Source organism: Mycobacterium sp., assembly GCF_035506235.1.
Lineage (GTDB): Bacteria > Actinomycetota > Actinomycetes > Mycobacteriales > Mycobacteriaceae > Mycobacterium.
The window spans coordinates 1-25487 of the sequence record NZ_DATJPU010000087.1 but is presented as its reverse complement, the minus strand read 5'-3'; the positions used below and the strand labels follow the sequence as shown (position 1 = coordinate 25487).

General features: G+C 68.6%; 21 protein-coding genes, 1 tRNA gene and 1 pseudogene. 11 read left to right on the top strand and 12 right to left on the bottom strand.

Annotated features, from left to right (window positions below; translation table 11 throughout):
* Nucleotides 1-243 precede the first annotated feature (243 nt).
* Nucleotides 244-320: transfer RNA gene (locus VMD50_RS08070), tRNA-Leu, on the bottom strand.
* 93 nt (nucleotides 321-413) lie between these two features.
* Between VMD50_RS08070 and VMD50_RS08065 the strand changes: the two genes are divergently transcribed.
* The gene (locus tag VMD50_RS08065; protein WP_325426596.1) at nucleotides 414-1031 is read left to right on the top strand and encodes an ANTAR domain-containing response regulator; all 618 of its coding nucleotides are present in this window, start codon (nucleotides 414-416) and stop codon (nucleotides 1029-1031) included.
* Nucleotides 1032-1114: 83 nt separating this feature from the next.
* Here the strand turns inward: VMD50_RS08065 and VMD50_RS08060 are convergent, their stop codons facing one another.
* Nucleotides 1115-2314 carry a lipid-transfer protein gene (locus VMD50_RS08060; RefSeq protein WP_325426594.1) on the bottom strand — a complete coding sequence of 400 codons (1200 nt, stop codon included), beginning with the start codon at nucleotides 2312-2314 and terminating at the stop codon, nucleotides 1115-1117.
* An 8-nt stretch (nucleotides 2315-2322) separates the two neighbouring features.
* Nucleotides 2323-2829, bottom strand: a complete 507-nt coding sequence (locus VMD50_RS08055; protein ID WP_325426592.1) for a Zn-ribbon domain-containing OB-fold protein — start codon at nucleotides 2827-2829, stop codon at nucleotides 2323-2325.
* Nucleotides 2830-2971: 142 nt separating this feature from the next.
* On the opposite strand from VMD50_RS08055, the gene polA reads away from it, so the two are divergent.
* The 3 genes from polA (at nucleotide 2972) to coaE (ending at nucleotide 8551) form a co-directional block, all read left to right on the top strand.
* On the top strand, nucleotides 2972-5635 hold the full coding sequence (gene polA / locus VMD50_RS08050) for a DNA polymerase I (protein WP_325426610.1): 2664 nt from the start codon (nucleotides 2972-2974) through the stop codon (nucleotides 5633-5635).
* Nucleotides 5636-5851: 216 nt separating this feature from the next.
* Nucleotides 5852-7297, top strand: a complete 1446-nt coding sequence (rpsA, locus tag VMD50_RS08045) for a 30S ribosomal protein S1 (RefSeq protein ID WP_325426590.1) — start codon at nucleotides 5852-5854, stop codon at nucleotides 7295-7297.
* A 24-nt stretch (nucleotides 7298-7321) separates the two neighbouring features.
* Nucleotides 7322-8551, top strand: coding sequence for a dephospho-CoA kinase (gene coaE / locus VMD50_RS08040; protein ID WP_325426588.1), 1230 nt, complete (start codon nucleotides 7322-7324; stop codon nucleotides 8549-8551).
* 161 nt (nucleotides 8552-8712) lie between these two features.
* Here coaE and VMD50_RS08035 read toward each other — a convergent pair whose 3' ends face one another.
* The 6 genes from VMD50_RS08035 to VMD50_RS08010 all read right to left on the bottom strand — a co-directional run bounded on the left by VMD50_RS08035 (nucleotide 8713) and on the right by VMD50_RS08010 (nucleotide 14889).
* Complete coding sequence (locus VMD50_RS08035) at nucleotides 8713-9129, bottom strand: hypothetical protein (protein WP_325426586.1); 417 nt, start codon at nucleotides 9127-9129, stop codon at nucleotides 8713-8715.
* Between the two features lie 144 nt (nucleotides 9130-9273).
* Complete coding sequence (gene ligD / locus VMD50_RS08030; protein WP_325426584.1) at nucleotides 9274-10179, bottom strand: non-homologous end-joining DNA ligase; 906 nt, start codon at nucleotides 10177-10179, stop codon at nucleotides 9274-9276.
* Complete coding sequence (gene ligD / locus VMD50_RS08025; RefSeq protein WP_325426582.1) at nucleotides 10179-11177, bottom strand: non-homologous end-joining DNA ligase; 999 nt, start codon at nucleotides 11175-11177, stop codon at nucleotides 10179-10181. The genes ligD (VMD50_RS08030) and ligD (VMD50_RS08025) overlap by 1 nt, the downstream gene beginning before the upstream one ends.
* Complete coding sequence (locus tag VMD50_RS08020; protein ID WP_325426580.1) at nucleotides 11174-11614, bottom strand: DNA polymerase ligase N-terminal domain-containing protein; 441 nt, start codon at nucleotides 11612-11614, stop codon at nucleotides 11174-11176. Before VMD50_RS08020 ends, ligD (VMD50_RS08025) begins: the two co-directional genes overlap by 4 nt.
* A 70-nt stretch (nucleotides 11615-11684) precedes the next feature.
* Nucleotides 11685-12125, bottom strand: coding sequence for a ribonuclease FAU-1 family protein (locus VMD50_RS08015; protein ID WP_325426578.1), 441 nt, complete (start codon nucleotides 12123-12125; stop codon nucleotides 11685-11687).
* 85 nt (nucleotides 12126-12210) lie between these two features.
* The gene (locus tag VMD50_RS08010) at nucleotides 12211-14889 is read right to left on the bottom strand and encodes an ATP-binding cassette domain-containing protein (RefSeq protein WP_325426576.1); all 2679 of its coding nucleotides are present in this window, start codon (nucleotides 14887-14889) and stop codon (nucleotides 12211-12213) included.
* Nucleotides 14890-15124: 235 nt separating this feature from the next.
* Here VMD50_RS08010 and VMD50_RS08005 point away from each other — a divergent pair, with 235 nt between their 5' ends.
* The 3 genes from VMD50_RS08005 to VMD50_RS07995 all read left to right on the top strand — a co-directional run bounded on the left by VMD50_RS08005 (nucleotide 15125) and on the right by VMD50_RS07995 (nucleotide 20929).
* The gene (locus VMD50_RS08005) at nucleotides 15125-17191 is read left to right on the top strand and encodes a serine/threonine-protein kinase (RefSeq protein ID WP_325426574.1); all 2067 of its coding nucleotides are present in this window, start codon (nucleotides 15125-15127) and stop codon (nucleotides 17189-17191) included.
* 175 nt (nucleotides 17192-17366) lie between these two features.
* Nucleotides 17367-19535: an excinuclease ABC subunit UvrB gene (gene uvrB, locus VMD50_RS08000; protein ID WP_325426572.1), complete on the top strand. Its 2169-nt coding sequence runs from the start codon at nucleotides 17367-17369 to the stop codon at nucleotides 19533-19535.
* Nucleotides 19532-20929 carry an MFS transporter gene (locus VMD50_RS07995; protein WP_325426570.1) on the top strand — a complete coding sequence of 466 codons (1398 nt, stop codon included), beginning with the start codon at nucleotides 19532-19534 and terminating at the stop codon, nucleotides 20927-20929. The genes uvrB and VMD50_RS07995 overlap by 4 nt, the downstream gene beginning before the upstream one ends.
* A gap of 3 nt (nucleotides 20930-20932) precedes the next feature.
* Here VMD50_RS07995 and VMD50_RS07990 read toward each other — a convergent pair.
* Nucleotides 20933-21226, bottom strand: a pseudogene (locus tag VMD50_RS07990) (MgtC/SapB family protein); the annotation flags it as partial.
* A 39-nt stretch (nucleotides 21227-21265) separates the two neighbouring features.
* Nucleotides 21266-22849, bottom strand: coding sequence for a mannosyltransferase (locus tag VMD50_RS07985; protein ID WP_325426568.1), 1584 nt, complete (start codon nucleotides 22847-22849; stop codon nucleotides 21266-21268).
* Between the two features lie 310 nt (nucleotides 22850-23159).
* Here VMD50_RS07985 and VMD50_RS07980 point away from each other — a divergent pair, with 310 nt between their 5' ends.
* The 3 genes from VMD50_RS07980 to VMD50_RS07970 are packed head-to-tail and all read left to right on the top strand — an operon-like array spanning nucleotide 23160 to nucleotide 24280.
* The gene (locus VMD50_RS07980) at nucleotides 23160-23603 is read left to right on the top strand and encodes a universal stress protein (protein ID WP_325426566.1); all 444 of its coding nucleotides are present in this window, start codon (nucleotides 23160-23162) and stop codon (nucleotides 23601-23603) included.
* A 51-nt stretch (nucleotides 23604-23654) separates the two neighbouring features.
* A complete protein-coding gene (locus VMD50_RS07975) occupies nucleotides 23655-23903 on the top strand; it encodes a type II toxin-antitoxin system Phd/YefM family antitoxin (RefSeq protein WP_325426564.1) in 249 nt (82 codons plus the stop codon).
* Nucleotides 23900-24280 (top strand): type II toxin-antitoxin system VapC family toxin, encoded by a 381-nt coding sequence (locus VMD50_RS07970; RefSeq protein ID WP_325426562.1) that lies wholly within the window; start codon nucleotides 23900-23902, stop codon nucleotides 24278-24280. The genes VMD50_RS07975 and VMD50_RS07970 overlap by 4 nt, the downstream gene beginning before the upstream one ends.
* A 151-nt stretch (nucleotides 24281-24431) precedes the next feature.
* On the opposite strand, the gene VMD50_RS07965 is transcribed toward VMD50_RS07970, so the two are convergent.
* Nucleotides 24432-25109 carry an MBL fold metallo-hydrolase gene (locus tag VMD50_RS07965; RefSeq protein ID WP_325426560.1) on the bottom strand — a complete coding sequence of 226 codons (678 nt, stop codon included), beginning with the start codon at nucleotides 25107-25109 and terminating at the stop codon, nucleotides 24432-24434.
* 111 nt (nucleotides 25110-25220) lie between these two features.
* Here VMD50_RS07965 and VMD50_RS07960 point away from each other — a divergent pair.
* On the top strand, nucleotides 25221-25487 hold a 267-nt coding region (locus VMD50_RS07960), incomplete at its 3' end, for a hypothetical protein (protein ID WP_325426558.1).

Genomic DNA, 25487 nt, shown 5'->3' with positions numbered 1-25487 from the left:
AATCGTGACCACGCCGCCTCAACTGCAGCATCGATCATTCCGTTGAGAAATTCCCCGGTGCGCTCGCGGAACCGCCCGATTGTCTAGCCCGATATCCCTGCTAGGGAGCATAATTCGCGCCTTTCAGCTGTCGCCTGAACGTGACCATCACTTGGGCACACCTGCATAGGGGTGCGGCAAAGCGGCGGTGCGACCGCTGGAACGCACGTTGACTGAACGTGCTTGCCGTGAGCTGGCATTATGTGGTGCCCTCGGTGGGATTCGAACCCACACTGGACGGGTTTTGAGTCCGTTTCCTCTGCCAGTTGGGATACGAGGGCGGGCAGCATCCCACCATAGAGGATCGCTGCGCCGATCGATTCTCACCGCCCCCGAGTTCGCTGGTCGTGGGCGTTCACGACAGAATGTCCGTCATGACAGGCCCCACGACCGACACCGACGCCGCCGTGCGGCGCCGGGTCCTGATCGCGGAAGACGAAGCGCTCATCCGGCTGGACCTGGCCGAGATGCTCCGAGAGGAGGGGTATGAGATCGTCGGCGAGGCCGGCGACGGCCAGGAAGCCGTCGAACTAGCCGAGCGACACAAGCCCGACCTGGTGATCATGGATGTGAAGATGCCGCGCCGCGACGGGATCGACGCCGCCTCGGAGATCGCCAGCAAACGCATCGCGCCCATCGTGGTGCTGACCGCGTTCAGCCAGCGCGACCTGGTCGAACGGGCGCGCGACGCCGGCGCCATGGCCTACCTGGTCAAGCCGTTCACGATCAGCGACCTGATCCCGGCGATCGAGTTGGCCGTCAGCCGGTTCGCCGAGATCACCGAGCTGGAACGCGAAGTGGCGACGCTGTCCGACCGGCTGGAGACCCGCAAGGTCATCGAACGCGCCAAGGGTCTGCTGCAGACCAAGCAGGGCATGACCGAGCCCGAGGCGTTCAAGTGGATTCAGCGTGCGGCCATGGACCGCCGAACCACGATGAAGCGGGTGGCCGAGGTCGTCCTGGAAACCCTTGGCGACGCGGCCGCCGAGTAGCCGGCGAGCGCGCGCGTCTGCACAGCGACACGCCGTTGCGGCCGTACGTCTGGGGACGCTCGCGCCGCAGCGCGAGAACGACACTAGCGCGCCACGATCACCGACGAGCCGTGCCCGAACAGGCCCTGGTTGGCCGTGACACCGACGGTGGCGTTCTCCACCTGCCGGCCGGTGGCCTGACCGCGCAGTTGCCAGGTCAGCTCGCAGACCTGAGCGATGGCCTGGGCGGGGATGGCCTCCCCGAAGCAGGCCAGCCCACCCGACGGGTTGACGGGGATCCTGCCGCCGAGGGCGGTGGCGCCGTTGCGCAGCAGCCCCTCGGCCTCGCCCTTGGCGCACAGCCCCAGGTGCTCGTACCAGTCGAGCTCCAGCGCGGTGGACAGGTCGTAGACCTCGGCCAGGCTGACATCCTCGGGCCCGATGCCCGCTTCGGCGTAGGCCGCGTCGAGGATCTGGTCCTTGAACACCCGGTCCGGCGCGGGCACCGCCGCGGTGGAATCCGTTGCGATGTCGGGCAATTCGGGTAGGTGCTGGGGGTAGCGCGGGGTCACCGTGCTGACCGCGCGCACCGACGGCACGCCCGCGACCGAGCCGAGGTGCTTCTCGGTGAAGGATTTGCTCGCCACGATCAGCGCAGCCGCCCCGTCGGACGTGGCGCAGATGTCCAGCAGCCGCAGGGGATCCGAGACCACGGGGCTGGCCAGCACGTCCTCGATCGAGTTCTCCTTGCGGTAGCGGGCATTCGGGTTGTTCAGCCCATGCTTGGAGTTCTTGACCTTCACCTGGGCGAAGTCATCGAGGGTGGCGCCGTAGAGGTCCATCCGCCGGCGCGCCAGCAGCGCGAAGTACACGGTGTTGGTCGCGCCGATCAGGTGGAAGCGCTGCCAGTCGGGGTCGTTCTTGCGTTCGCCCCCGACGGGCGCGAAGAAGCCCTTCGGCGTGGTGTCGGCGCCGATCACCAGCGCGACGTCGCAGAACCCGGCCAGGATCTGGGCCCGGGCGCTCTGCAGCGCCTGCGAGCCGCTGGCGCACGCAGCGTAGCTCGAGCTGACCGGAACCCCGTTCCAGCCGAGCTTCTGCGCGAACGTCGCGCCGGCGACGAACCCCGGGTACCCGTTGCGGATGGTGTCCGCCCCGGCGACCAGCTGGATCTGCCGCCAGTCCAGGCCGGCCTCGGCCAGCGCGGCGCGCGCGGCGACGACCCCGTATTCGGTGAAGTCCCGGCCCCACTTGCCCCATGGGTGCATGCCGGCGCCAAGGATGTACAGCGGTTCAGGCGTCATGCTCGTCGTCATTTGCGCCGCTCCTCCCTGGTTTCCCCGATCGCACTGCCCTGTTCATCATCGCCGGCGATCCTCCACCCGTAGACCATGCGCTGCACGCCGTCGTCGTCGGTGAACAGCGGCATCGTGGTCAGCTCCATCTCCATGCCGACCTTCAGGTCGGCCGCGAGCGTGCCCTCGACCACCTTGCCCAGCACGATCAAACCCTCCTCGGCCAGTTCGACCGCGGCGACGGCGAACGGCTCGAAGGGGTCCGGGGACGGGTACGGCGGCGGTGGCGCGTAACGGTTTTCGGTGTAGCTCCACAGCGTTCCCCGCGTCGACAAGGCCACGGACTCCAGCGAGTCGTTGGCGCAGGCCGGGTTTGGGCAGTTGTTCTCCCGGGGCGGAAAGACATAGGTGCCGCACTCGGGGCACCTGCTGCCGATCAAATGGGGGGCACCGGCCCCCTCAGTAGTCGAGTCGGTGGCGAACCATCCGTCGATCGCGGGTTCTTGGGTGGTGACCTCTGGCACCTCGCCAGAGTACCCAGCCCGAACACAAAACTGAAACATGTTGCAGTTTCGCGGCGGCTGATCGGGGGTCGACCCGTCGTAGCGGGTGCCTAGAGTGAATGCCGTGCCCGCCGCCACCGAGGAACAAACCAAGCCGACGCTGATGCTGTTGGACGGCAATTCGCTGGCGTTCCGCGCGTTCTACGCGCTGCCCGCCGAGAACTTCAAGACCCGCGGCGGCCTGACCACCAACGCGGTGTACGGGTTCACCGCGATGCTGATCAACCTGCTGCGCGACGAGGCCCCGACGCACATCGCCGCGGCGTTCGACGTGTCGCGGCAGACCTTCCGCTCCGAGCGGTACCCCGAATACAAGGCCAACCGGTCCTCGACCCCCGACGAGTTCCACGGCCAGATCGACATCACCAAGGAAGTGCTCAACGCGCTGGGCATCACGGTGCTCTCGGAGCAGGGCTTCGAGGCCGACGACCTGATCGCGACGCTGGCCACCCAGGCCGAAAACGAGGGCTACCGCGTGCTGGTGGTCAGCGGTGACCGCGACTCCCTGCAACTGGTCAGCGATGACGTGACGGTGCTGTATCCGCGCAAGGGCGTCAGCGAGCTGACCCGGTTCACTCCGGAGGCGGTCGTCGAAAAATACGGGCTGACCCCCCAGCAGTACCCCGACTTCGCCGCGCTGCGCGGCGATCCCAGCGACAACCTGCCCGGCATCCCGGGCGTGGGGGAGAAGACCGCGTCGAAGTGGATCGCCGAATACGGCTCGCTGCAAGGGCTGGTCGACAACGTCGACTCGGTGCGCGGGAAGGTCGGCGACGCGCTGCGGGCTAACCTCGCCGGCGTCATTCGCAACCGCGAGCTCACCGACCTCGTCAAAGACGTGCCGCTGGCCCAAACCCCGGACACGCTGCGGCTGCAGCCCTGGGACCGCGACCAGATCCACCGGCTCTTCGACGACCTGGAGTTCCGGGTGTTGCGCGACCGGTTGTTCGAGACCCTGGTGGCGGTCGAGCCCGAGGTCGAGGAGGGTTTCGACGTGCGCGGCGGTGCGCTGGAGCCCGGCACGGTCGGGCAGTGGCTGGCCGAGCACGCCGGCGACGGGCGCCGGGCCGGGCTGGCCGTGGCGGGCACCCACCTGCCGCACGGCGGGGACGCGACCGGGCTGGGCATCGCCGCCGCCGACGGCGAGGGCGGCTACATCGACACCGCGACCCTGACGCCCGAGGACGACTCCGCGCTCGCGGCGTGGCTGGCCGACCCGGCGAAACCCAAGGCGCTGCACGAGGCCAAGCTGGCGACCCACGATCTGGCGGGCCGCGGCTGGACGCTGAACGGCGTCACCTCCGACACCGCGCTGGCGGCCTATCTGGTGCGGCCGGGGCAGCGCAGCTTCACCCTTGACGACCTCTCGCTGCGCTACCTGCGTCGCGAGCTGCGCGCGGAAAGCCCCGAGCAGCAACAGCTTTCGTTGCTCGACGACATCGAGGGGACCGATGAGCAGGCCGTCCAGACGCTGATCCTGCGGGCGCGGGCCGTGGTGGACCTGGCCGACGCGCTGGACGCCGAGCTGGACCGCATCGACTCCACCGCGCTGCTGGGCGAGATGGAGCTGCCGGTCCAGCAGGTGCTGGCCGACATGGAAAGCGCCGGCATCGCCGTCGATCTGCAGCTGCTGGGCGAGCTGCAAAGCCAGTTCGGCGACCAGATCCGCGACGCCGCCGAGGCGGCCTACGCCGTGATCGGCAAGCAGATCAACCTGGGCTCGCCCAAGCAGTTGCAGGTGGTGTTGTTCGACGAGCTCGGGATGCCCAAGACCAAGCGCACCAAGACCGGCTACACCACCGACGCCGACGCCCTGCAGTCGCTGTTCGACAAGACCGGGCACCCGTTCCTGCAGCACCTGCTGGCCCACCGCGACGTCACCCGGCTGAAGGTCACGGTCGACGGGCTGCTGAACTCGGTGGCCGCCGACGGCCGCATCCACACCACGTTCAACCAGACGATCGCGGCCACCGGCCGGCTGTCGTCGACCGAGCCCAACCTGCAGAACATCCCGATCCGCACCGACGCCGGCCGGCAGATCCGGGACGCGTTCGTGGTAGGGAAGGGTTACGCCGAGTTGATGACCGCGGACTACAGCCAGATCGAGATGCGGATCATGGCGCACCTGTCCCGCGACGAGGGCCTCATCGAGGCGTTCAACACGGGGGAGGACCTGCACTCGTTCGTCGCCTCGCGGGCGTTCGGGGTGCCCATCGAGGAGGTCACCCCCGAGTTGCGCCGCCGGGTCAAGGCGATGTCGTACGGGCTGGCCTACGGGTTGAGCGCATACGGGCTGGCCGCGCAGCTGAAGATCTCCACCGAGGAGGCCAAGGTCCAGATGGACCAGTACTTCGCCCGCTTCGGCGGGGTGCGCGACTACCTGATGGACGTGGTGGAGCAGGCCCGCAAGGACGGCTACACCTCGACGGTGCTGGGCCGCCGCCGCTACCTCCCCGAGCTGGACAGCAGCAATCGTCAGGTGCGGGAGGCCGCCGAGCGGGCGGCGCTCAACGCGCCCATCCAGGGCAGCGCGGCCGACATCATCAAGGTGGCGATGATCGGGATGGACAAGGCGATCAAGGAGGCCGGGCTGGCGTCGCGGATGCTCCTGCAGGTGCACGACGAACTGCTGTTCGAAATCGCGCCCGGCGAGCGGGAGCGGGTCGAGGCGCTGGCACGCGAGAAGATGGGCGGCGCCTATCCGCTGGACGTCCCGCTCGAGGTCTCGGTGGGTTATGGGCGCTCATGGGACGCCGCCGCGCATTAACGGCACATTCGGCCCGCCCAAATTGACCGTCGAGTTGTAGGAAAAATCGGCCGAAAATTTGCCGTGGCGTTACCCTGAGGGTCGACAATTTACGAGGTCGCGCTGCAGTGCTCGCGTCGGCCTGGTTTGTCCAGCGTGTGCCCTGTCGAGTAGCCTCGACTGGGTAAATCCCAGTTTTGTCCCTACGACCTCACCTGTCCGGAGCAACCCAACAACATGCCGAGTCCCACCGTCACCTCGCCGCAAGTAGCCGTCAACGACATCGGCTCGAGCGAGGATTTTCTCGCCGCAATAGACAAAACGATCAAGTACTTCAACGATGGCGACATCGTCGAGGGCACGATCGTCAAAGTGGACCGGGACGAGGTGCTCCTCGACATCGGCTACAAGACCGAAGGGGTCATTCCCGCCCGCGAGCTCTCCATCAAACACGACGTGGACCCCAACGAGGTCGTTTCCGTCGGCGATGAGGTCGAGGCCCTGGTTCTCACCAAGGAGGACAAAGAGGGCCGGCTGATCCTGTCCAAGAAGCGCGCGCAATACGAGCGCGCCTGGGGCACCATCGAGGCCCTCAAGGAGAAGGACGAGGCCGTCAAGGGCACGGTCATCGAGGTGGTCAAGGGTGGCCTGATCCTGGACATCGGGTTGCGCGGCTTCCTGCCCGCCTCGCTCGTCGAGATGCGGCGGGTCCGCGACCTGCAGCCCTACATCGGCAAGGAGATCGAAGCCAAGATCATCGAGCTGGACAAGAACCGCAACAACGTGGTGCTGTCGCGGCGGGCCTGGCTGGAGCAGACCCAGTCCGAGGTGCGCAGCGAGTTCCTCAACCAGCTGCAGAAGGGCAGCATCCGCAAGGGTGTGGTCTCCTCCATCGTCAACTTCGGCGCGTTCGTCGATCTCGGCGGAGTCGACGGTCTGGTGCACGTCTCCGAGTTGTCCTGGAAGCACATCGATCACCCGTCCGAGGTGGTCCAGGTCGGCGACGAGGTCACCGTCGAGGTGCTCGACGTCGACATGGACCGCGAGCGGGTGTCGTTGTCGCTCAAGGCAACCCAGGAAGACCCGTGGCGCCACTTCGCCCGCACGCACGCCATCGGCCAGATCGTGCCGGGCAAGGTCACCAAGCTGGTTCCCTTCGGCGCGTTCGTGCGTGTCGAGGAGGGCATCGAGGGCCTGGTGCACATCTCCGAGCTGGCCGAGCGCCACGTCGAGGTGCCGGATCAGGTGGTGCAGGTCGGCGACGACGCCATGGTCAAGGTCATCGACATCGACCTGGAGCGGCGCCGTATCTCGTTGTCGCTCAAGCAGGCCAACGAGGACTACACCGAGGAATTCGACCCGGCGAAGTACGGCATGGCCGACAGCTACGACGAGCAGGGCAACTACATCTTCCCCGAGGGCTTCGACCCCGACACCAACGAATGGGTCGAGGGGTTCGACAAGCAGCGTACCGAATGGGAGGCCCGCTACGCCGAGGCCGAGCGCAGGCACAAGATGCACACCGCGCAGATGGAGAAGTTCGCGGCGGCCGAGGCGGCCGGGCACGGCGGTGGCGAGCAGTCGCCCGGCAACGGCACGCCCCCGGAGAAGGCGGCCGGCGGATCGCTGGCCAGCGACGCCCAGTTGGCGGCTCTGCGGGAAAAGCTCGCCGGCAACGCGTAACTTTTTCCGGTTTCCGGACAGTAGATGCTGCGCATCGGGTTGACCGGTGGCATCGGCGCCGGCAAGTCGGCGCTGTCGGCCACCTTCGCTGAATGTGGTGCGGTCATCGTCGACGGCGATGTCATCGCGCGCGAGGTCGTCCGGCCGGGCACCGAGGGCCTCAAGGCGCTCGTCGAGGCGTTCGGTGACGACATTCTGCTGCCGGACGGGTCGCTGGATCGGCCCGCGTTGGCGGCAAAGGCGTTTCGCGACGACGAGGCGCGCCGGCAGCTCAACGGGATCGTTCACCCGCTGGTGGGCAAGCGCCGCGCGGAGATCATCGCGTCGGTTACTGAGGATTCGGTTGTCGTCGAAGACATTCCGCTGCTGGTGGAATCCGGGATGGCGCCGCTTTTCCCGCTCGTGGTGGTGGTGCACGCCGACGTCGAGGTGCGAGTGCGACGGCTGGTCGAGCAACGCGGCATGTCCGAGGAAGACGCCCGCGCCAGGATCGCCGCGCAGGCCGACGACGAACAGCGCCGCGCGGTCGCCGACGTCTGGCTGGACAACTCGGGCAGCCCGGAGGAGTTGGGGCAGCGGGCCCGCGACGTGTGGGACCACCGCATCGTGCCGTTCGCCCACAACCTGAGCGCGCGGCGGATCGCCCGCGCGCCCGCGCGACTGGTGCCGGCCGACCCGAGCTGGCCCGAGCAGGCGCGGCGCATCGTCAACCGGTTGAAAACGGCCTGCGGCCACCGGGCGCTGCGCGTGGACCACATCGGCTCGACTGTGTTTTCCGGCTATCCCGACTTCGCCGCCAAGGACGTCATCGACATGCAGATCACCGTCGAATCGCTCGCGGTCGCCGACGAACTCGCCGAACCGCTGTTGGCTGCCGGCTACCCGCGCATCGAGCTCCTCACCGAGGACGTCGCCAAGGCCGATGCCCGCAGCACCGTCGACCGCTACGACCACAGCGACGATGCGGACTTGTGGCACAAGCGAATTCACGCCTCCGCGGACCCTGGGCGGCCGACCAACGTGCACATTCGGGTGGACGGCTGGCCCAACCAGCAGTTCGCCCTGCTGTTCGTCGACTGGCTGAAGGCCAACCCCGACGCGCGCGCCGACTACCTGGCCGTCAAGCGCAAAGCCGAACAGGCTGCGGGCGGTGACACCTCGCGCTACGTCGCGGCCAAGGAGCTGTGGTACCCCGGCGCCTACCGGCGGGCGTGGCAGTGGGCCGACTCAACCGGATGGCAGCCGTCACCGTGATTTTCACGACAGCCCCATTGGCCTCGGCGGGGGTTGTGGTGCTCCTCGTGTCCGCCTTGTAGCGACAAATTCCTTGCGTGCCTGCGGTTGTGCTGCGAGGTGGACACAACGTGTAGTGGTTCGGCCCGGCGATTTGTGTGGCGGACGTGATTGCCGGCCCTTTAGGCCGGCAATGGTGCGCCGCATTGCAGCACACCGTTGGCGGGGCCGGGATTTCCGGGTGCGGGCCGTACGATTTGGTCGGCCTGGGTGAAAACGTTGTCATCGACGTCGATCTCGCAGTGCACGTTCGCAGAGTAGGGGAAATGAAGCACGATCCGCATGCCGGCTTGCTGCGGATCGGGCAACACCGTGTTGGCCTCGAACACGTTGTTGGGCATGGGCGGAAGGTTGGTGGTGTTGGTCTGGCCGCCGTTGATCACGAAGGTGGCCTGGCTGCCCGTGGTCACCGCGTCGATCCTGGCGCGGTAAGTGATGTTATGCAGGTCCGCCCGCGCGGTTGCCGGGCTTAGCTGGGAGCCGGCCGCGATCACGGTCAGGGCGGCGATCGGCAACCACCGGTGCTTGCTGAGGCTCATACTTGCCGAGATTACCCGGTTGATTGCCCGTCTCCTCAACGGTCCGCAAACGGACCGCATCGTCGCCCGCCCGATCATGCGAGAGTCGCGCGTCGGGCCGTCCGGTCGGCAACATCGGCGCACAGCACGCCGGGATCGGGCAGTTCAGGCATGAAGCTTCGCCAGGCGCCGCGCTGGGCCGGCCAGCGAGCGGGCGTGCCGGTACATCCCGGCCCACGGATCGGGTTGCCCGGCAAGCCGTTTGGGAATCTCACGGATCGTGAACCGGTCCGCCCGCAAGCCGCGGGTGTCCAGTTCGTCCCATTCCAGCGGGGTAGCCACCGGCGCGCCCGGGCGGGCCCGGACCGAGTATGGGGCAACCGCGGTCTGCGCATAAGCGTTTCGCATGATGTCGAGATACACCCGGCTGCCCCGCTTGTCCTTGCGGGCTTCCACGGTGCGATGCGCGGGGTCGTCGGCCGCCACCACCTCGGCCACGTCGCGGGCGAATTGGCGGGCGGTGTCGAAATCGGCGTCGGCGCGCAGCGGCACCACCACGTGCAGCCCGCGCGACCCGGTGGTCTGCACGTAACACGCCAGCCCGAGGTCGTCGAGCACCCCGGCCACCGCGCGGGCTGTTGCCCGCACCTCGGGGAAGTCGCTGTCGGACGGGTCGAGGTCGAAGACCAGCCGGTCGGGGCTGTACAACCGGTCCTGCCGCGACTGCCACACGTGCAGCGCGACGCAGTTCTGGTTGGCCAGCCAGCGCAGCGCCTCCGGGCGTTCGGCCACGGGATGCACCACGGTGCCGCCGCCCTCTTTGGAGACTTCCACGCGGGCCATCCACTCGGGCAGCGAATCGGCGAAATCCTGCTGCACCCAGCCTTGTTCGCCGATCCCCCGGGGGAACCGTTGCACGGTGAGCGCCCGGCCCTTGAGGTGCGGCAGCATCGTGCCGGCCACCTCGCCGTAGTAGTCGACCACCTCGCCCTTGGTGATCCCGGCTCGACCGGACGACGGCGGGAACACCACTCGGTCCGGGTGGGTGACCTCGACGGCGATGGGGGGCATCAGGGTGTCTCCCGCACGACTTCGGCGGGCTCCTTGTCGGTACGCAGGCCGAGATAGCGCGGATGGCGCAGCCTGCCGTCGCGCGTCCACTCGGTGAACCCGATCTGGACCACCAGCTCCGGTCGCACCCAGCGGGCGTCCTTCTCGCGCACCAGGCCCCGGGTGAAGGGCGCGGTGTCCTGCTCGAGGGGCGCCAACTGCCCGTGCAGGCGGCGCAGGGTGGCCTCGTCGAACCCGGTCCCCACCTTGCCGGCGTAGACCAGGTCGCGTCCGTCGTAGTAGCCCAGCAGCAGCGCGCCCAACTCGATGCGGCTGCCTTTGGGGGCGGTGTAGCCGCCCACCACGAACTCCTGATCGCGAACACACTTGAACTTCAGCCAATTCGGCGAGCGGCGGCCCTCATAGGTGGAGTCGGCCCGCTTGGCGATCACCCCTTCGTCGCCGCGTTCGCACGCGGCCCGGTAGGCGGCGATGCCGTCGGTGACGCGGTGGGCCGTGAAGCGCAGCGGATCAGCGAACTCGATAGCCTTGCGCAGCAGCCGTTTACGCCACAGCAGCGGCACATCGACGGTGGATTCGCCGTCGATGTGCAGCAGGTCGAACAGGTAGTAGGAGACGCGCACCGGCGACGCCCGGGCCACCTCGGGGTCGGTGATGCCCAGTCGGCCCTGCAGCCTGGCGAAGCTGGTGCGGCGCCCCTCGAACGCCACCACCTCACCGTCGGCGACGAACCGCGTCGTGTGCTGGGCGCCGAGGGCGTCGACGAGTTCAGGGTAGGTGCCGTTGAGCGGCTGACGATTTCGCGACAGCAGCCGCACCTGCTCGCCGTCGCGGAACGCCAGGCAGCGCATCCCGTCGAATTTGCGCTCGAAGATCCAGGCGGGATCGGAGAACCGCTTGTCGGTCAGGGTGGCCAGCATGGGGGCCCGCCAGTCGGGCACCGGCTCGTCGTGCAGCGCGGCGCGCACCGACGCGGGCAGACCGGCGAGGTCCGTCATGACCAGTCGTCCTGCGCGGCTTCCGGGTGCGCCGGTTCAGACCACACGTCGTCGTCGTCCTTGCGCCTGATCAGCAGCCAGGTCTCCTGCTCGCCGTCCCGGACCCGGGTGAGCGAGTAGCAGCAGCGCAGTTTCTCCCCGCGCAGGCGGAACGAAAGGTGTCCGCAGTCAAGGCAATCGGCCATCTCGTATCGGGTCACGTTGGCGTAGGTGCCGCTGTCGGCGACGATGGCGTCGCTCGCGGCGTCGTCCAGCGGATGGTCTTCGATGCGGCGGGCCATCCGCCCGTCCTTGGGTATCGTCCAGGACACCAGCACGCCGTCGATCTCCAGGCGAAGGTCGTAGTGGTCGCCGCCGGCCGCGTCGTGCTCGATGAGGAAACACGGCTGGCCGCCGGACCGGCGTCGGCGCCGGTAGTCGGTCAAGCTCAAGCGCATTCCGAAGGGATACCCGTCGGTAATATGCGGAAACGGTCCGGAAACACGGCGGGTACGGCCGGCAAAATCGCTACGTCCCATGCCAGCTGAGCTCCATGCCGCGGGTGGACAGCCACCGGGACAGGTCGTAGCCGTTGCGGGCCAGGCCGTCGACGGCCGCCACCGCGCGCCGCACCGCCCGCTCGGCAACGTCAGGCGGCAGCAGGCCGTGCCGGACGGCGTCCAGCAGCTCGTCGACATCGGCCAGCTCCGCCCCGGATCCGGTGCGCAGCTCGATGTCGAGGTAGTGGTCTTCGGAACGCCACACCGTGGGCCCGGGTGTGTATTCGCCCACATCCAGGTAGTGGTCGTGGTCGCGTTCGTGGCCCGGGTTGAAATGAAAGACGGTGGCGCGCAAGCCGAGCGACGGCAGCAGCCACGATTCGAGGTAATGGAATTGCGCGCGGCCCGGGGTGAGACGGGCCAGGTAGAGGCCCCACGGCCGCACGACGTACTCGTCGACGGCCCGCACGATGCCCTTCGGATCGGTATTGGTGCGGTCGACCAGGTCGAACGTCTCGTGCTTCGGCGGATGGATGGTCCCACCCTATCGGCGCTCAACGTCTCAGCCGGATCTTCCACCGCACGAAGCCGGCGTAGAACAGCGACAGCGCGGCGAGCATGCCGATGTCGAGCAGCCAGATCTTCGATGCGTGCTGCCAGAACCGGTCCTGGGACACCAGCGAGCCGGGCACCAGGTTCCGTAGATCGACCGTCGACGCCGCGGCGGCGTAGCCCCAGCGCGCGGGCATCGCAAAGGACAGCTGGTCGAGCCCGAGCCGGCCGGTCACCGGGACCATCCCGCCGCACAGCACCAGCTGCGCCATCACCGTCACCACGAACAGCGGCATGATCTGCTCGCTGGACCGGACCAGCGACGAGATGGCCAGCCCGAGGATGGCCGAGGCGACACACGTCGCCGCCACGGTCAAGAACAGCTCCGCGGTGGCGCCGAAGGTCGAATGGCCGAGCAGGACGCCGCCACGGGTCGGGGCGCTCTTGCCGACCACCACGATCGCGGTGATGATCGCCGATTGCAGAATCGCGAATCCGCAGAACACCGCGGTCTTCGCGAGCAGGTAGGCCGTGGTCGACAGCCCGACCGCCTGCTCGCGCTGAAAGATGGCGCGCTCGCCGACCAGGTCGCGGATCGTCAGCGCGGTGCCCATGAACGCCGCCGCGGGCAGCAGCAGGGCGAGTATCTGCGCGGCCTCGTCGGGTGTCCCGGCATTGGGGCCCGGCGCGTGGAATCCGTTGCTGCCCGGAACGGTCAGCGACAGCGAACCCAGGATGAACGGCAACAGCGCCAGGAAGATGAAGTAGGCGCGGTCGGCGACGACCAACCGGACCTGCCGGCGGGCGACCGTCGAAATCTGGCGCCGCACGCTGGTATGCACCGGTTTTCCCAGCGCCCCCGGCTCGTCGGTCTTGTCCGGCAAAAGTTTTTGGGGCCGCTTCCGGGCCTCGGCCCGCTCCAGGAACCGCCGGTTGGCTTCCTCGGGGTCGGCGCCCACCTTGGTGAAGATCTTGGCCCAGTTCGTGGTCCCCATCGCCTCACCGATCTGGTCCGGCGGGCCGAAGTAGGCGGTTTTGCCGCCCGGTGCCACGAGGAGCAGCTGGTCGCAGACGTCGAGGTAGGACAGCATGTGCGTCACCACGATGACCACGCGGCCGGCGTCGGCCAACTGGCGCAGCATCGTCATCACCTGGTGGTCCAGCGCCGGGTCCAGGCCCGAGGTGGGCTCGTCGAGGATCAGCAGCGACGGCCCGGTGAGCAGCTCGAGCGCCACCGAGGCGCGCTTGCGCTGACCGCCCGACAGCTTGTCGACGCGGGTGTCGGCGTGCTTGGTCAGGTCCAGCTCGTCGAGGACCTGCGCGACCACCTTGGCGCGGTCCGCCTTGCTGGTGTCGGGCGGCAGCCGCAACTCGGCGGCGTAGCCCAGCGCCTGGTTGACCGTCAGTTGGCGGTGCACCACGTCGTCCTGGGGGACCATGCCGATCCGGCTGCGCAGCGACGCGTAGTCGGCATGGATGTTGTGGCCCTCGAAGGTCACCGAGCCCGACGTCGGGGTGGTATAGCCCGCGATCAGCCTGGCCAGCGTGCTCTTGCCGGCGCCGGACCCGCCGATGATGGCGGTCAGCGTCCCCGGGCGGGCGGTCAGCGAGATGTCGTCGAGCAGTTGCTTGCCGTTGTCGACGACGTACTTGACGTTGCGCACCTCGAGGCCGCCGGTGCGCGTCGCGACCTCGCTGCGCTTGACCAGGGTCCCGTCCCGGAACACCAGGTCGACGTTGCCGATGGTGACGACGTCATCGTCGGTCAGGATCGCCGACCCGACGCGGGTGCCGTTGACGAACGTCCCGTTGATGCTGTTGTCCCGGATCTCGGTGCCGAGCGGGGTGTGCACCAGCGTCGCGTGGTGACGCGACGCCAGGACGTCGGACACGATGATGTCGCTCTCGGCCGCGCGGCCGATCGTCATGGCGCCGGCCGTGCCCGCGGCGGCCGAAAGGCGCGGCGAGAGCAGCTTCACAAACCGGGTGGCCAGGTTCGACACGTCGGCCGTCTTGGTGTCGATCACGGTGGACTCCGCGGGCGGCGTCGCCTCCGGCGGGGCCGTCGGCGCGTGGACGACCGTCAGCGGGTCGGGCGGCTGGATCCGCGGGGGCGGCGGCGCCGGCCTCGGCTGCGATACCGGCTGCCGCGGCGGGGGCGGGCCTGGTGGGCCGGGCGGCCTGGCCGGCGCCCGGGGCGGCATCGGGCGCGGTGGCGCAGGCTGCATGGGTTGGCTGCGAGGCGGGCTGCCGGCCTGGCCGCGCAGTGGTGCCGTCGGATTCGTCTTCTCCGCCAGCACGGACCAGGCGAGGGTGGGCGGCCCGGAGTCCCGTGCCCGCCTCGGCTGGGGTGGCCGGTTGGTCTGGCCCTGCTGCGGCCCGATCGCAAAGGTCAGCCGCGGTCCCTGCGGGTTGCCGACGTTGATGCTCTGGCCGTCGTGGATGTCGATGACCGGCATCCGGTAGCCGTTGACATAGGTTCCGTTGAGCGAGCCGTTGTCGATTGCCAGCCACCGGCCCTGGTCGAAGCGCACGATCAGGTGCGTGCGGGAGATCCGCGGATCCGGGATCCGCATGTCGGCGTTCGCGTCACGTCCGACGACCACCTCGTGGCCAGCCGCGAACGAGCGTTGGGACCCGTCGTGCCGAATTGTCAGGACAGGCGGGGCGGGTCGAGTCACATAATCAAGTATCGGTCCGCGGCTGGAGTGGTCTCCATGGGACTCGCCTGTGATTTGTCTTTATTTCGGTTCGGGCCACTCATAGCTCTTTCATAGCCTGCTGAGACCCATCGCCCACCGGGATCCGGCATGATTCCAGCGTGAGGGGAGTTAACAAAGTTGCGTCCGGGCGCGGATCGACGGCCCGAGAGTACGTCGGTACCCGCAGGTAGTACCGAAAAACGAGGGGGTGTAGATGCACGAACACAAGGGGACCACCCGGCGGATCGCGACCGGGCGACGGCTGCTGAGCAACCCGCGTTTGGCGCGCGAGGCGCTGCGCGCGGGCTTTGAGTCGATACCCTCGGCGACCGTCGCGCACCTGTTTCGCCGCATTCCGCCGGTCGACTCGGCCCCGAACGCCGCGCCGGCCCCAGATTCCCCCGCCGAGGTCAGTGGATCACGCCTCGCCCTGAGCAGCGGCGCGCCGTTCGCCGGCTACACGATCCTGCGGCAGCTCGGAGCCGGCGGGATGGCCGAGGTCTATCTGGCGTTGCATCCGCGGTTGCCGCGTCGCGACGTGATCAAGGTGCTCGCCGAGGCGGTCACCGCGGATCAAGAATTCCGGGAGAGGTTCAACCGGGAGGCCGACCTGGCGGCGACACTGTGGCACCCGCACATCGTCGGGGTCCACGATCGCGGCGAATTCGACGGCCAGCTGTGGATTTCCATGGACTACGTCGAGGGCACTGACGCCGCCCGGCTGGTCAAGGAGCGCCACCGGGACGGGATGCCGATCGACGAGGTGTGCGCCATCGTGCAGGCCGTCGCGGGTGCGCTCGACTACGCGCACGACCGCGGCCTGCTGCACCGCGACGTCAAACCGGCCAACATCCTGCTCACCCACCCGGAGTACGGGGAACGCCGAATCCTGTTGGCGGATTTCGGTGTAGCGCGCCACCTGGCCAACATCAGCGGTATCACGGAGACGAATGTCGCGGTGGGAACCGTGGCCTACGCCGCGCCCGAACAGCTGACCGGTTCCAACATCGACGGCCGGGCCGACCAATACGCGTTGGCCGCCACGGCTTTTCATCTGCTGACCGGCGCGCCGCCCTTCCAGCACTCCAACCCGATCGCGGTGATCAGCCAGCATTTGCACGAGGATCCGCCGCGGCTCAGCGATTACCGCCCCGAGCTGGCGCACCTCGACGACGTCTTCTTCAAAGCCCTTGCCAAACAACCCGGGGACCGGTTCGAGCGGTGCCGCGGGTTCGCCGCGGCGATCAGCGAGCGGGTCGACGTCGTTTCCGACGCGGCCGACGCCGCCCCGCCAAGCACCACCTTGACGACGCCGCCGCGGCCGCGCGGCGCCATCGCCGTTTTGCGCCACAGGTTTTCGTCGCGGGTCCGGTGGACGGCGGCGCTGGTCTGCGCGGTGTTGATCGCTATCGCGGCGACGTGGTCGGCGCTCTACTCGTTTCAGCCGGAGAATCCGCCGGGCAATCCCTCCCTGGCCTCGAGGCCCTCGGCCCCGGCGCCGGGCGCCGCGCCCGCGACCACCGGCGGGCCGGCGCTCAACGGCACCTACCAGCTGACCTACGACCGGAGCAAGCAGATCACCAACAACGTCCCGATCCGTCACGACGGTGCCGGCACCGATTGGTGGGCGTTCCGTTCGGTGTGCACCGCCAACGGGTGCGCGGCCACCGGGACTCAGCTCGACGCTGCCAACCACCAGGCGGCCAGCACCGCCGACGGCGGCCACACCGACGCGCTGCGCTTCGTCGGCGGCTACTGGCAGGGCACCCCACAGCAGGAGCGGGTGGGCTGCACCCAGCCGAACGGACAGGTCAGCGCCACCCAACAGGAGACCGTCGCATGGTCGCTGGCGCCGCAGGCCGACGGCACGCTGCGCGGCACGGTGACCGAAACCGCGCTCAGCAACGAGTGCAGCGCACAGGGGGCGGTGGTGCGGGTGCCCGTGGTGGCCACCCGGGTCGGCGATGCCCCGGCGGGGGTGCCGTGGGCCGACCCCGCTCAGGTGATCAGCGCCTCGGCCACGCCGGCCCGCCCGGCGCCGCCCGTGCTCGGCGGGCTGTGCAGCGACGTCGACAAGCTCGCCTACGACCCGACCAACAACGAGCAGGTCGTCTGCGAGGGCAACACCTGGTCCAGGGCCCCGATCACCACCGGAACGCACGCCTCGGGCAGTTCATGCGACCGGCCCGGGACGCCGGTGTTCGCCATGACCACGTCCAACGACGGGCACCTGCTCGAGTGTGACCCGGTCACGCGCACGTGGACCAGGCCGGCGGGGTAGGCGGGGCTGTCCGGGGGGCGCGTGGAGAGTTCGGACCGGTAGGCGACTTCGGAATCCGGTAGCGCCCGCGCTACCGCTTTCGCGGATCGGGTGGGGGGTCCCCACCTGGTACTGGTGTGGCCCATGTGGCCCGACCGAACAGGCACCTGTCGGTGGCCGCCTCTACCCTGGTGGCATGGCCTTCGCCACTGAACATCCGGTAGTCGCGCATTCGGAATATCGCCCAGCCGCAGACGAGGTGGAAGGGTTGGTGCGCGCCGGCGGCCACTTCGAGGTCGTCAGCCCGCACGCGCCGGCCGGCGACCAGCCCGCGGCCATCGACGAGCTGGAGCGCCGGATCCGGGCGGGGGAGCGCGACGTGGTGCTCCTGGGCGCCACCGGCACCGGCAAGTCGGCCACCACCGCGTGGCTCATCGAGCGGCTGCAGCGCCCCACCCTGGTGATGGCGCCCAACAAGACGCTGGCCGCCCAGTTGGCCAACGAGCTGCGAGAGATGTTGCCGCACAACGCGGTCGAGTACTTCGTGTCGTACTACGACTACTACCAGCCGGAGGCGTACATCGCGCAGACCGACACCTACATCGAGAAGGACAGCTCGATCAACGACGACGTGGAGCGGCTGCGGCACTCCGCCACGTCGTCGTTGCTGTCGCGCCGCGACGTGGTGGTGGTGGCCTCGGTGTCGTGCATCTATGGCCTGGGCACCCCGCAGTCCTACCTGGACCGCTCCGTCGAAGTGCGGGTCGGGAGCGAGGTGCCGCGGGACGGGTTGCTGCGGCTGCTGGTCGACGTCCAGTACACCCGCAACGACCTGTCCTTCACCCGCGGCTCGTTCCGGGTGCGCGGGGACACCGTGGAGATCATCCCGTCCTACGAGGAGCTCGCGGTCCGCATCGAGTTCTTCGGCGACGAGGTCGAGGCGCTGTACTACCTGCACCCGCTGACCGGCGAGGTGATCCGCCAGGTCGACTCGCTGCGGATCTTCCCCGCCACGCACTACGTTGCCGGTCCCGAGCGGATGGCGCACGCGATCTCCACCATCGAGGAGGAGCTCGCCGAGCGCCTCGCCGAATTCGAAAGCCAGGGCAAGCTTTTGGAGGCCCAGCGGCTGCGGATGCGCACCAACTACGACATCGAGATGATGCGCCAGGTCGGGTTCTGCTCCGGGATCGAGAACTACTCCCGGCACATCGACGGCCGCGGGCCGGGCTCGCCGCCGGCGACGCTGCTCGACTACTTCCCGGAGGACTTCCTGCTCGTCATCGACGAGTCGCACGTCACGGTGCCGCAGATCGGCGGCATGTACGAGGGCGACATGTCCCGCAAGCGCAACCTGGTCGACTACGGCTTCCGGTTGCCGTCGGCGGTCGACAACCGCCCGCTGACCTGGGAGGAGTTCGCCGACCGGATCGGGCAGACCGTGTACCTGTCGGCGACCCCCGGCCCCTACGAGCTCAGTCAGACCCGCGGCGAGTTCGTCGAGCAGGTGATCCGGCCCACCGGGCTGGTGGACCCGAAGGTGGTGGTCAAGCCGACCAAGGGCCAGATCGACGACCTGATCGGCGAGATCCGCAAGCGGGCCGACGCCGACGAGCGGGTGCTGGTGACGACGCTGACCAAGAAGATGGCCGAGGACCTCACCGACTACCTGCTGGAGATGGGCATCCGGGTGCGTTACCTGCACTCCGAGGTCGACACGCTGCGCCGGGTCGAACTGCTGCGCCAGCTGCGGCTGGGCGAATACGACGTCCTGGTCGGCATCAACCTGCTGCGCGAGGGCCTGGACCTGCCGGAGGTGTCGCTGGTGGCGATCCTCGACGCCGACAAGGAGGGCTTCCTGCGGTCGACGCGCAGCCTGATCCAGACCATCGGCCGCGCCGCCCGCAACGTGTCCGGCGAGGTGCACATGTACGCCGACTCGATGACCGACTCGATGAAGGAGGCCATCGACGAGACCGAGCGGCGCCGGGCCAAGCAGATCGCCTACAACGAGGCCAACGGCATCGACCCGCAGCCGCTGCGCAAGAAGATCGCCGACATCCTCGACCAGGTCTACCGGGAGGCCGACGATACCGAGACCGTCGCAATCGGCTCCGGGCGCAGCATGTCGCGCGGCCGTCGCGCCCAGGGCGAGCCGGGCCGCGCGGTCAGTGCCGGGGTGTTCGAGGGCCGCGACACCTCGAACATGCCCCGCGCCGAGCTGGCCGACCTGATCAAGGACCTCACCGCGCAGATGATGGCCGCCGCCCGTGACCTGCAGTTCGAGCTGGCGGCGCGGTTCCGCGACGAGATCGCCGACCTCAAAAAGGAACTGCGCGGGATGGACGCCGCCGGCCTGAAGTGACGCACACCGCGAACATCACCGGCAGCTGGCGCGAGCTGCTGGGCGCCAGGTACCTGGGCACGTCGGTCGTGCTGGCCGGCGGCGTCGCGCTGTACGCCACCAACGAGTTCCTCACGATCAGCCTGCTCCCGAACACGGTCGCCGAGATCGGCGGCAGCCGCCTCTACGCGTGGGTGACCACCCTGTACCTGGTCGGGTCGGTGGTGGCGGCGACCATGGTCAACCCGATGCTGGTGCGGGTCGGGGCGCGCCCGTCGTACCTGGTGGGGCTGGCGGTGTTCGGTGTCTCCAGCCTGGCGTGCGGGGCGGCCCCCGGCATGGAGGTGCTGATCGCGGCACGCGCCCTGCAGGGCCTGGCCGGCGGGCTGCTCGCCGGCCTCGGCTATGCGGTCATCAACGCGGCGCTGCCCCGCTCGCTGTGGACCCGGGCCTCGGCGCTGGTGTCGGCGATGTGGGGAGTCGCGACCGTGGTCGGGCCCGCGACAGGTGGCCTGTTCGCGCAGTTCGGCCTGTGGCGGTGGGCGTTCGTCGCGATGGCGGGCCTGACGGCGCTGATGGCCGCGCTGGTCCCGGTCGCCCTGCCCGCTGGCCGTGGCGGCCCGACCGCCGAGGCACCGGTGCTGAGGGTGCCGGTGTGGTCACTGGTGCTGATCGGCGCGGCGGCGCTGGCGGTCAGCGTCGCCCAGATCCCGCACGACATCCTCGCGACCGCCGCGCTGCTCGCCGCCGGCGTCCTGCTGGCCGGATTGTTCGCGGTCGTCGACCGGCGAGCGCGCGCGGCGGTGTTGCCGCCCAGCGTCTTCGGGCCCGGCCCGTTGAAGTGGCTCTACCTGACGATGGGCCTGCTGATGGTCGGGGCGATGGTGGACACGTACGTGCCGCTGTTCGGTCAGCGGTTGGCGCATCTGACGCCGGTGGCGGCCGGATTCCTGGGCGCGGCGCTGGCGGTCGGCTGGACCGTCTCCGAGATCCTCAGCGCGTCGTTGGAGAACCCGCGAGCGATCGGGCGGGTGATCGCCGCGGCGCCGGTGGTGGTGGCGTCGGGCCTGGCGCTGGGCGCGCTCACCCAGCGCGACGACGCCTCGGCCGGGATCGTCGCGGCCTGGACGCTGGCGTTGCTGGTGGCGGGGATCGGGATCGGGATGGCCTGGCCCCATTTATCCGTGCGCGCAATGGATTCCGTGAACGACCCGGCCGAGGGCGTCGCGGCGGCCGCGGCGATCAACACCGTGCAGCTCGTCTCCGGGGCGTTCGGTGCCGGAGTGGCCGGCGTCGTGGTCAATACGGCCCGGGGCGGTGACGCGACGGCGGCCCGCTGGTTGTTCGCCGTGTTCACCGCGTTGACCGCGGCCGGTGTGGTGGCGTCGTACCGCGCGGTGCGCGGCGGGCGCTGAGCTCATCCCGGCGCCCAAAAAGCCGATGCCCGAGACGATTTGGGCCGCGACCCGGGACGGGTCGAGCACGATCGTCCCGGCGTTCAGGACATCGCCGAAGCCGTACTTGCTGACCAGCATGATCAACGCCGACGACGTGCCGACGATGGTCTGGGTGCGCAGGCTGGCGCTCTTGCCCTGGATGGTGCGTTCCATGCCGATCAGTGCGGTCAGCCCGTACGCGGCCAGCAGCTCGACCACGTGTCGCGCGCCCTGCACGTCGCCACCCAGCAGCGGGCCGGCCAGCAAAGTCTGCATGCCCGTCAACTACCCAGAGCCGGAGCTTTTATGCCCCCGTCATCGCGTCGATTTGACGACCTGCGAGTAATGGAATTGCCAACGCTCGACGATGCGGAACCCCAGGTAGCCGGGGAATCGATAGGCCGGGGCGCGCCCGAAGGCGGTTCCCGGCGGCAGTGCTTGTCCGGCCTGGTGATCGGGCAGCGAGGTGTCCCTGTTGGTGATGGTCCAGATGGTGGTGCACTTGTTGATCTTGGCGGTCGTCAGCCACACCGCGACGTGGCCGTCCCACAGCCAGCCGACCTTGGGTCCGTAGGCGCCGCGTTCGACGTCGACCAGCGACTTGAAGGCCGCCGGCCGGGTGGCCAGCAGGGCGCGGATCGGCCCGGGCCGCCACGGCACGGTGTTGTCCACCATCAGGCAGTCCCCGGGCGCGGCGTGGGAGCTGATCAGGTCGGCCACCTGGCTGTAATCCCAGCCCTCCTTGGCGTACGGCCAGCGCTGGATGAACAGGTAATTCGGCAGCGCGGCCGCGGCGAAGAGCAGCACCACGGCCGCGATCGGCCACGGTCTGCGGGCGATCGTCACGATGCAGACGGCCATGACGACGGCCGCCGCGGGGGCGGTGAAGATGAGGTAGCGCGGGTAGTAGACCGGTTCGCTGATGGCCGAGTAGCCGACCACCAGGGCGGTGGGCAGGACGATCCAGGTCGCGCAGACGATCAACAGGCCGCGGGCGTCGCCCGCCGGGCCGCGCGCGCCTCTGAGCCTGGCCCCCACGGCCGCGACGATGAGGACGCCCGTGAGAACGGCGAACGGAACGCTGTGGTCGAAGTACTGCCGCAGGATGATGTCGAAGGCGTAATGCCAGCTGACCGGGTAGATCCAGTTGACCTGAAACACCTGGCCGTGGGCGAACACGATGAACGGCGTCATGATCGCGACGGCGACGGCCGAGCTGCCGGCCCACCGGACGACCAGAGACTTACGGGAGCCCTTCGGCGCCAGCAGCGGCAGCATCACGGCGTGCACCGGCACCAGCATGACGAGGTTGAGGTTCAGCAGAATCGACAGCATCAACGCCAGCGCGTAGCACACCCACAGGCGCGGCCTGTTGCGCCGAACGGCGGTGACCACCAACACCGTCAGCCAGATGGCCGCGGTGGCGGCGAAGGCATACGAGCGCGCTTCCATGCCCGCCCAGGTGGTTCGCGGCAAAATCGCGAACACCGCACCCGCGCACGCCGCGGTGGCACGCCCGGGGACGAACTGCTTGGTGAACACCGTGACTCCGGCGGCGGCGGCCCCGACCGCCAGGGCGCTGGGCGCCCGCGACCAGAATTCGGTCGGCGGAAATATCGCGAACCAGCCGTGCATCAGCAGGTAATACAGCCCGTGAACGGCGTCGATGTGGCCCAGCAGCTTCCACAGCTCGGGCAACGTGCGGTTGGCCGAAGCCGAAATCGTGGCGCCCTCGTCGAACCACAACGACGGCCTGCAGGCCCAGGCGCCGCTGACCACGGCGGCGAACGCCGCGATCAGCCAGGGATCGAGCCACCCGTGGCGCCGGCGGGCGGGCTCCGGCCGCTCAGCGACGCCGGAGGCGTCGGAGGCGTGCTGCGGAGCGGTTGACGTGGCCATGATGCTTGTCACTGTAGGGCGCTGCCGATGAACCGGCTCACCATATAGTTCCGCGCGACGTCGGCGGCGCGGGAAGGGCGCATTCGCGCGCTGGCGCGGTCATTCGCGAAAAACGGCGGAAATGCAAGGCTTTCCGCCGTGGCGGTGGTCGATCGGTGGTTTCGTAGTCGGGTAAATGGTTCGTTCGTGCAGCGTGACCGCGCAATTGCCGGCCGCGCCACGCCACGCTGAGTGGCAAATGCAATCCCTGTTTATCCGGCAAACACGATACTGTCTTGGGTTGGCTGACCAACCGAAACTGGGAGGGTAAATGAGTGCCTATCGGACCGTGGTGGTCGGGACGGACGGCTCGGATTCATCGTTTCGTGCGGTGGACAGGGCCGCGCAGATCGCCGGGGACGACGCCAAGCTGATCATCGCGTCGGCGTACCTGCCGCAGCATGAGGACACCCGGGCCGCCGACGCTCTGAGGGACGAAAGCTACAAGGTGTCGGGCACCGCCCCGATCTACGCGATCCTGCAGGACGCCAAGGAACGGGCACACAAAGCGGGCGCCAAGAACGTGGAAGAGCGGTCGGTCGTCGGCGCCCCGGTCGATGCGCTGGTCAAGCTGGCCGAGGACGAAAAGGCCGACCTGTTGGTCGTCGGTAACGTCGGCCTGAGCACGATCGCGGGCCGGCTGCTGGGATCGGTGCCGGCCAACGTCTCCCGCCGGGCCAAGGTCGACGTGCTGATCGTGCACACGACCAATTAGCCGGCTTTTTCGGTCCCGTAGCACAAGTATCACAAGTGCTACGCTCGCTGTATGACAGTCATTGGGCTGCGCGAGCTACGCCAGAACGCCTCCGAACTCGTGCGGCGCGCCGAAAATGGCGAAGAGATCATTATCACCGTGGCCGGCCGCCCGGGAGCCCGCCTCGTTCCCGCAGCCCCTCGAAGCTGGAGGATGTGGGACGACGTGGCCGAACTCTTCGCCGGGAAAGCGGATCCCGCGTGGAATGCCGACCGTGAGGCGATCGCCCACGAAATACGCGACCCGTGGACGCAGGGATGAGAGCGATTCTCGACACCAGCGTGGTCGTCGCGACGGACGTCGAGCCCTTGGCCGGAGAGTTGGCCATAAGCGCAATCACATTGGCGGAGCTCCACTTCGGGGTACTGATTGCGAAGCAACAAAGCACGCGCTCCGAGCGTCTACGGCGCCTGCTGTTCATTCAGCGCAAGTTTGACGCGCTTCCGATAGATGACGCAGTGGCGGCGAGTTATGGGCAGGTGGCGGCAGCGGTCGTCGACGCGGGACGTCAGCGGCGAGCACGATCGATGGACCTGCTGATAGCGGCTACCGCCCACGCTCATTCGGCCCGGCTGTACACCCGCAACGCCGGCGATTTCGAGGGACTGGCCGGCCTGGTCGACGTCGTACCAGTCTGACGCGATCGGTACGGTCAGCCATGCGCCCGCAAGCCAATCCCCAAATGTCGCGCATAGCGAAATCATCCTCGGCCGACGCCGCCGCTAACCGCTCGATCGCCCCCGAAGCCCGGTTCTCAGGGCAGAGCGCCCGACGCCGGGTCAGGGCGTTTCACCACCGCCGGTCGTGCCATTCTTCGAGATGAGGGCGCTCGACACCCAGCGTCGTGTCGTCGCCATGGCCGGGATAGACGACTGTGTCGTCGCCGAAGCGGTCGAAGACCCTGGTCTTCACGTCGTGGTACAGCGAGTCGAACTCCGCCGGCTTGGTGGTCCGCCCGAGACCGCCCGGGAACAGGCAGTCGCCGGTGAACAGCTGCGTGACCCCGCCGGTCGCGGGGCCGTCCAGGGCCAGCGCGATCGACCCGGGCGTGTGCCCGCGCAGGTGAATGACGTCGAATTTCAGGTCGCCGATCTGCACGGTGTCCCCGCCGGCCAGCAAACGGTCCGGTTTGACCGGCAGCGGGCCGGCGTCGATCTCGTTGGCGGCGGTCGGGGCGCCCGTGGCCTCGGCCACGGCCTCCAGCGCCTGCCAGTGGTCGAAGTGCTGGTGGCTGGTCACGATCAGCGACAGCTTCGGCGCGTACTCCCGGACCAGTCCGATGAGGACGTCGGCATCGTTGGCGGCGTCGATCAGCAGGCTTTCACCGGTGGCCGAACACGTCACCAGATAGGCATTGTTGTCCACCGGGCCCACCGACGCCTTTAGGATCGTGGCGCCGGGTAGGATCCGGCGGGCCGCGGTACCAGGGTCGACGTGTCCGGTGTAGTTGTCGTCCACGACGGTCATAGCGGCCACGTTACTGGTCAAACGTTGCTTGTCGGTACGGGCACATAGCATGGAATGCGCCGTGCGCATTAAGGGCTGCAGTACTTAAAAGATTCACTGAGAGGGGCAGCGTTGGCTGACCGCCTGATCGTCAAGGGCGCCCGCGAGCACAACCTGCGGGGCGTCGATCTCGACCTGCCGCGCGACGCGTTGATCGTGTTCACGGGGCTGTCCGGATCGGGCAAGTCGTCGCTGGCCTTCGACACCATCTTCGCCGAGGGCCAGCGCCGCTACGTCGAGTCGCTGTCGGCCTACGCCCGCCAGTTCCTGGGGCAGATGGACAAGCCCGACGTCGACTTCATCGAGGGTCTGTCCCCGGCGGTGTCCATCGACCAGAAG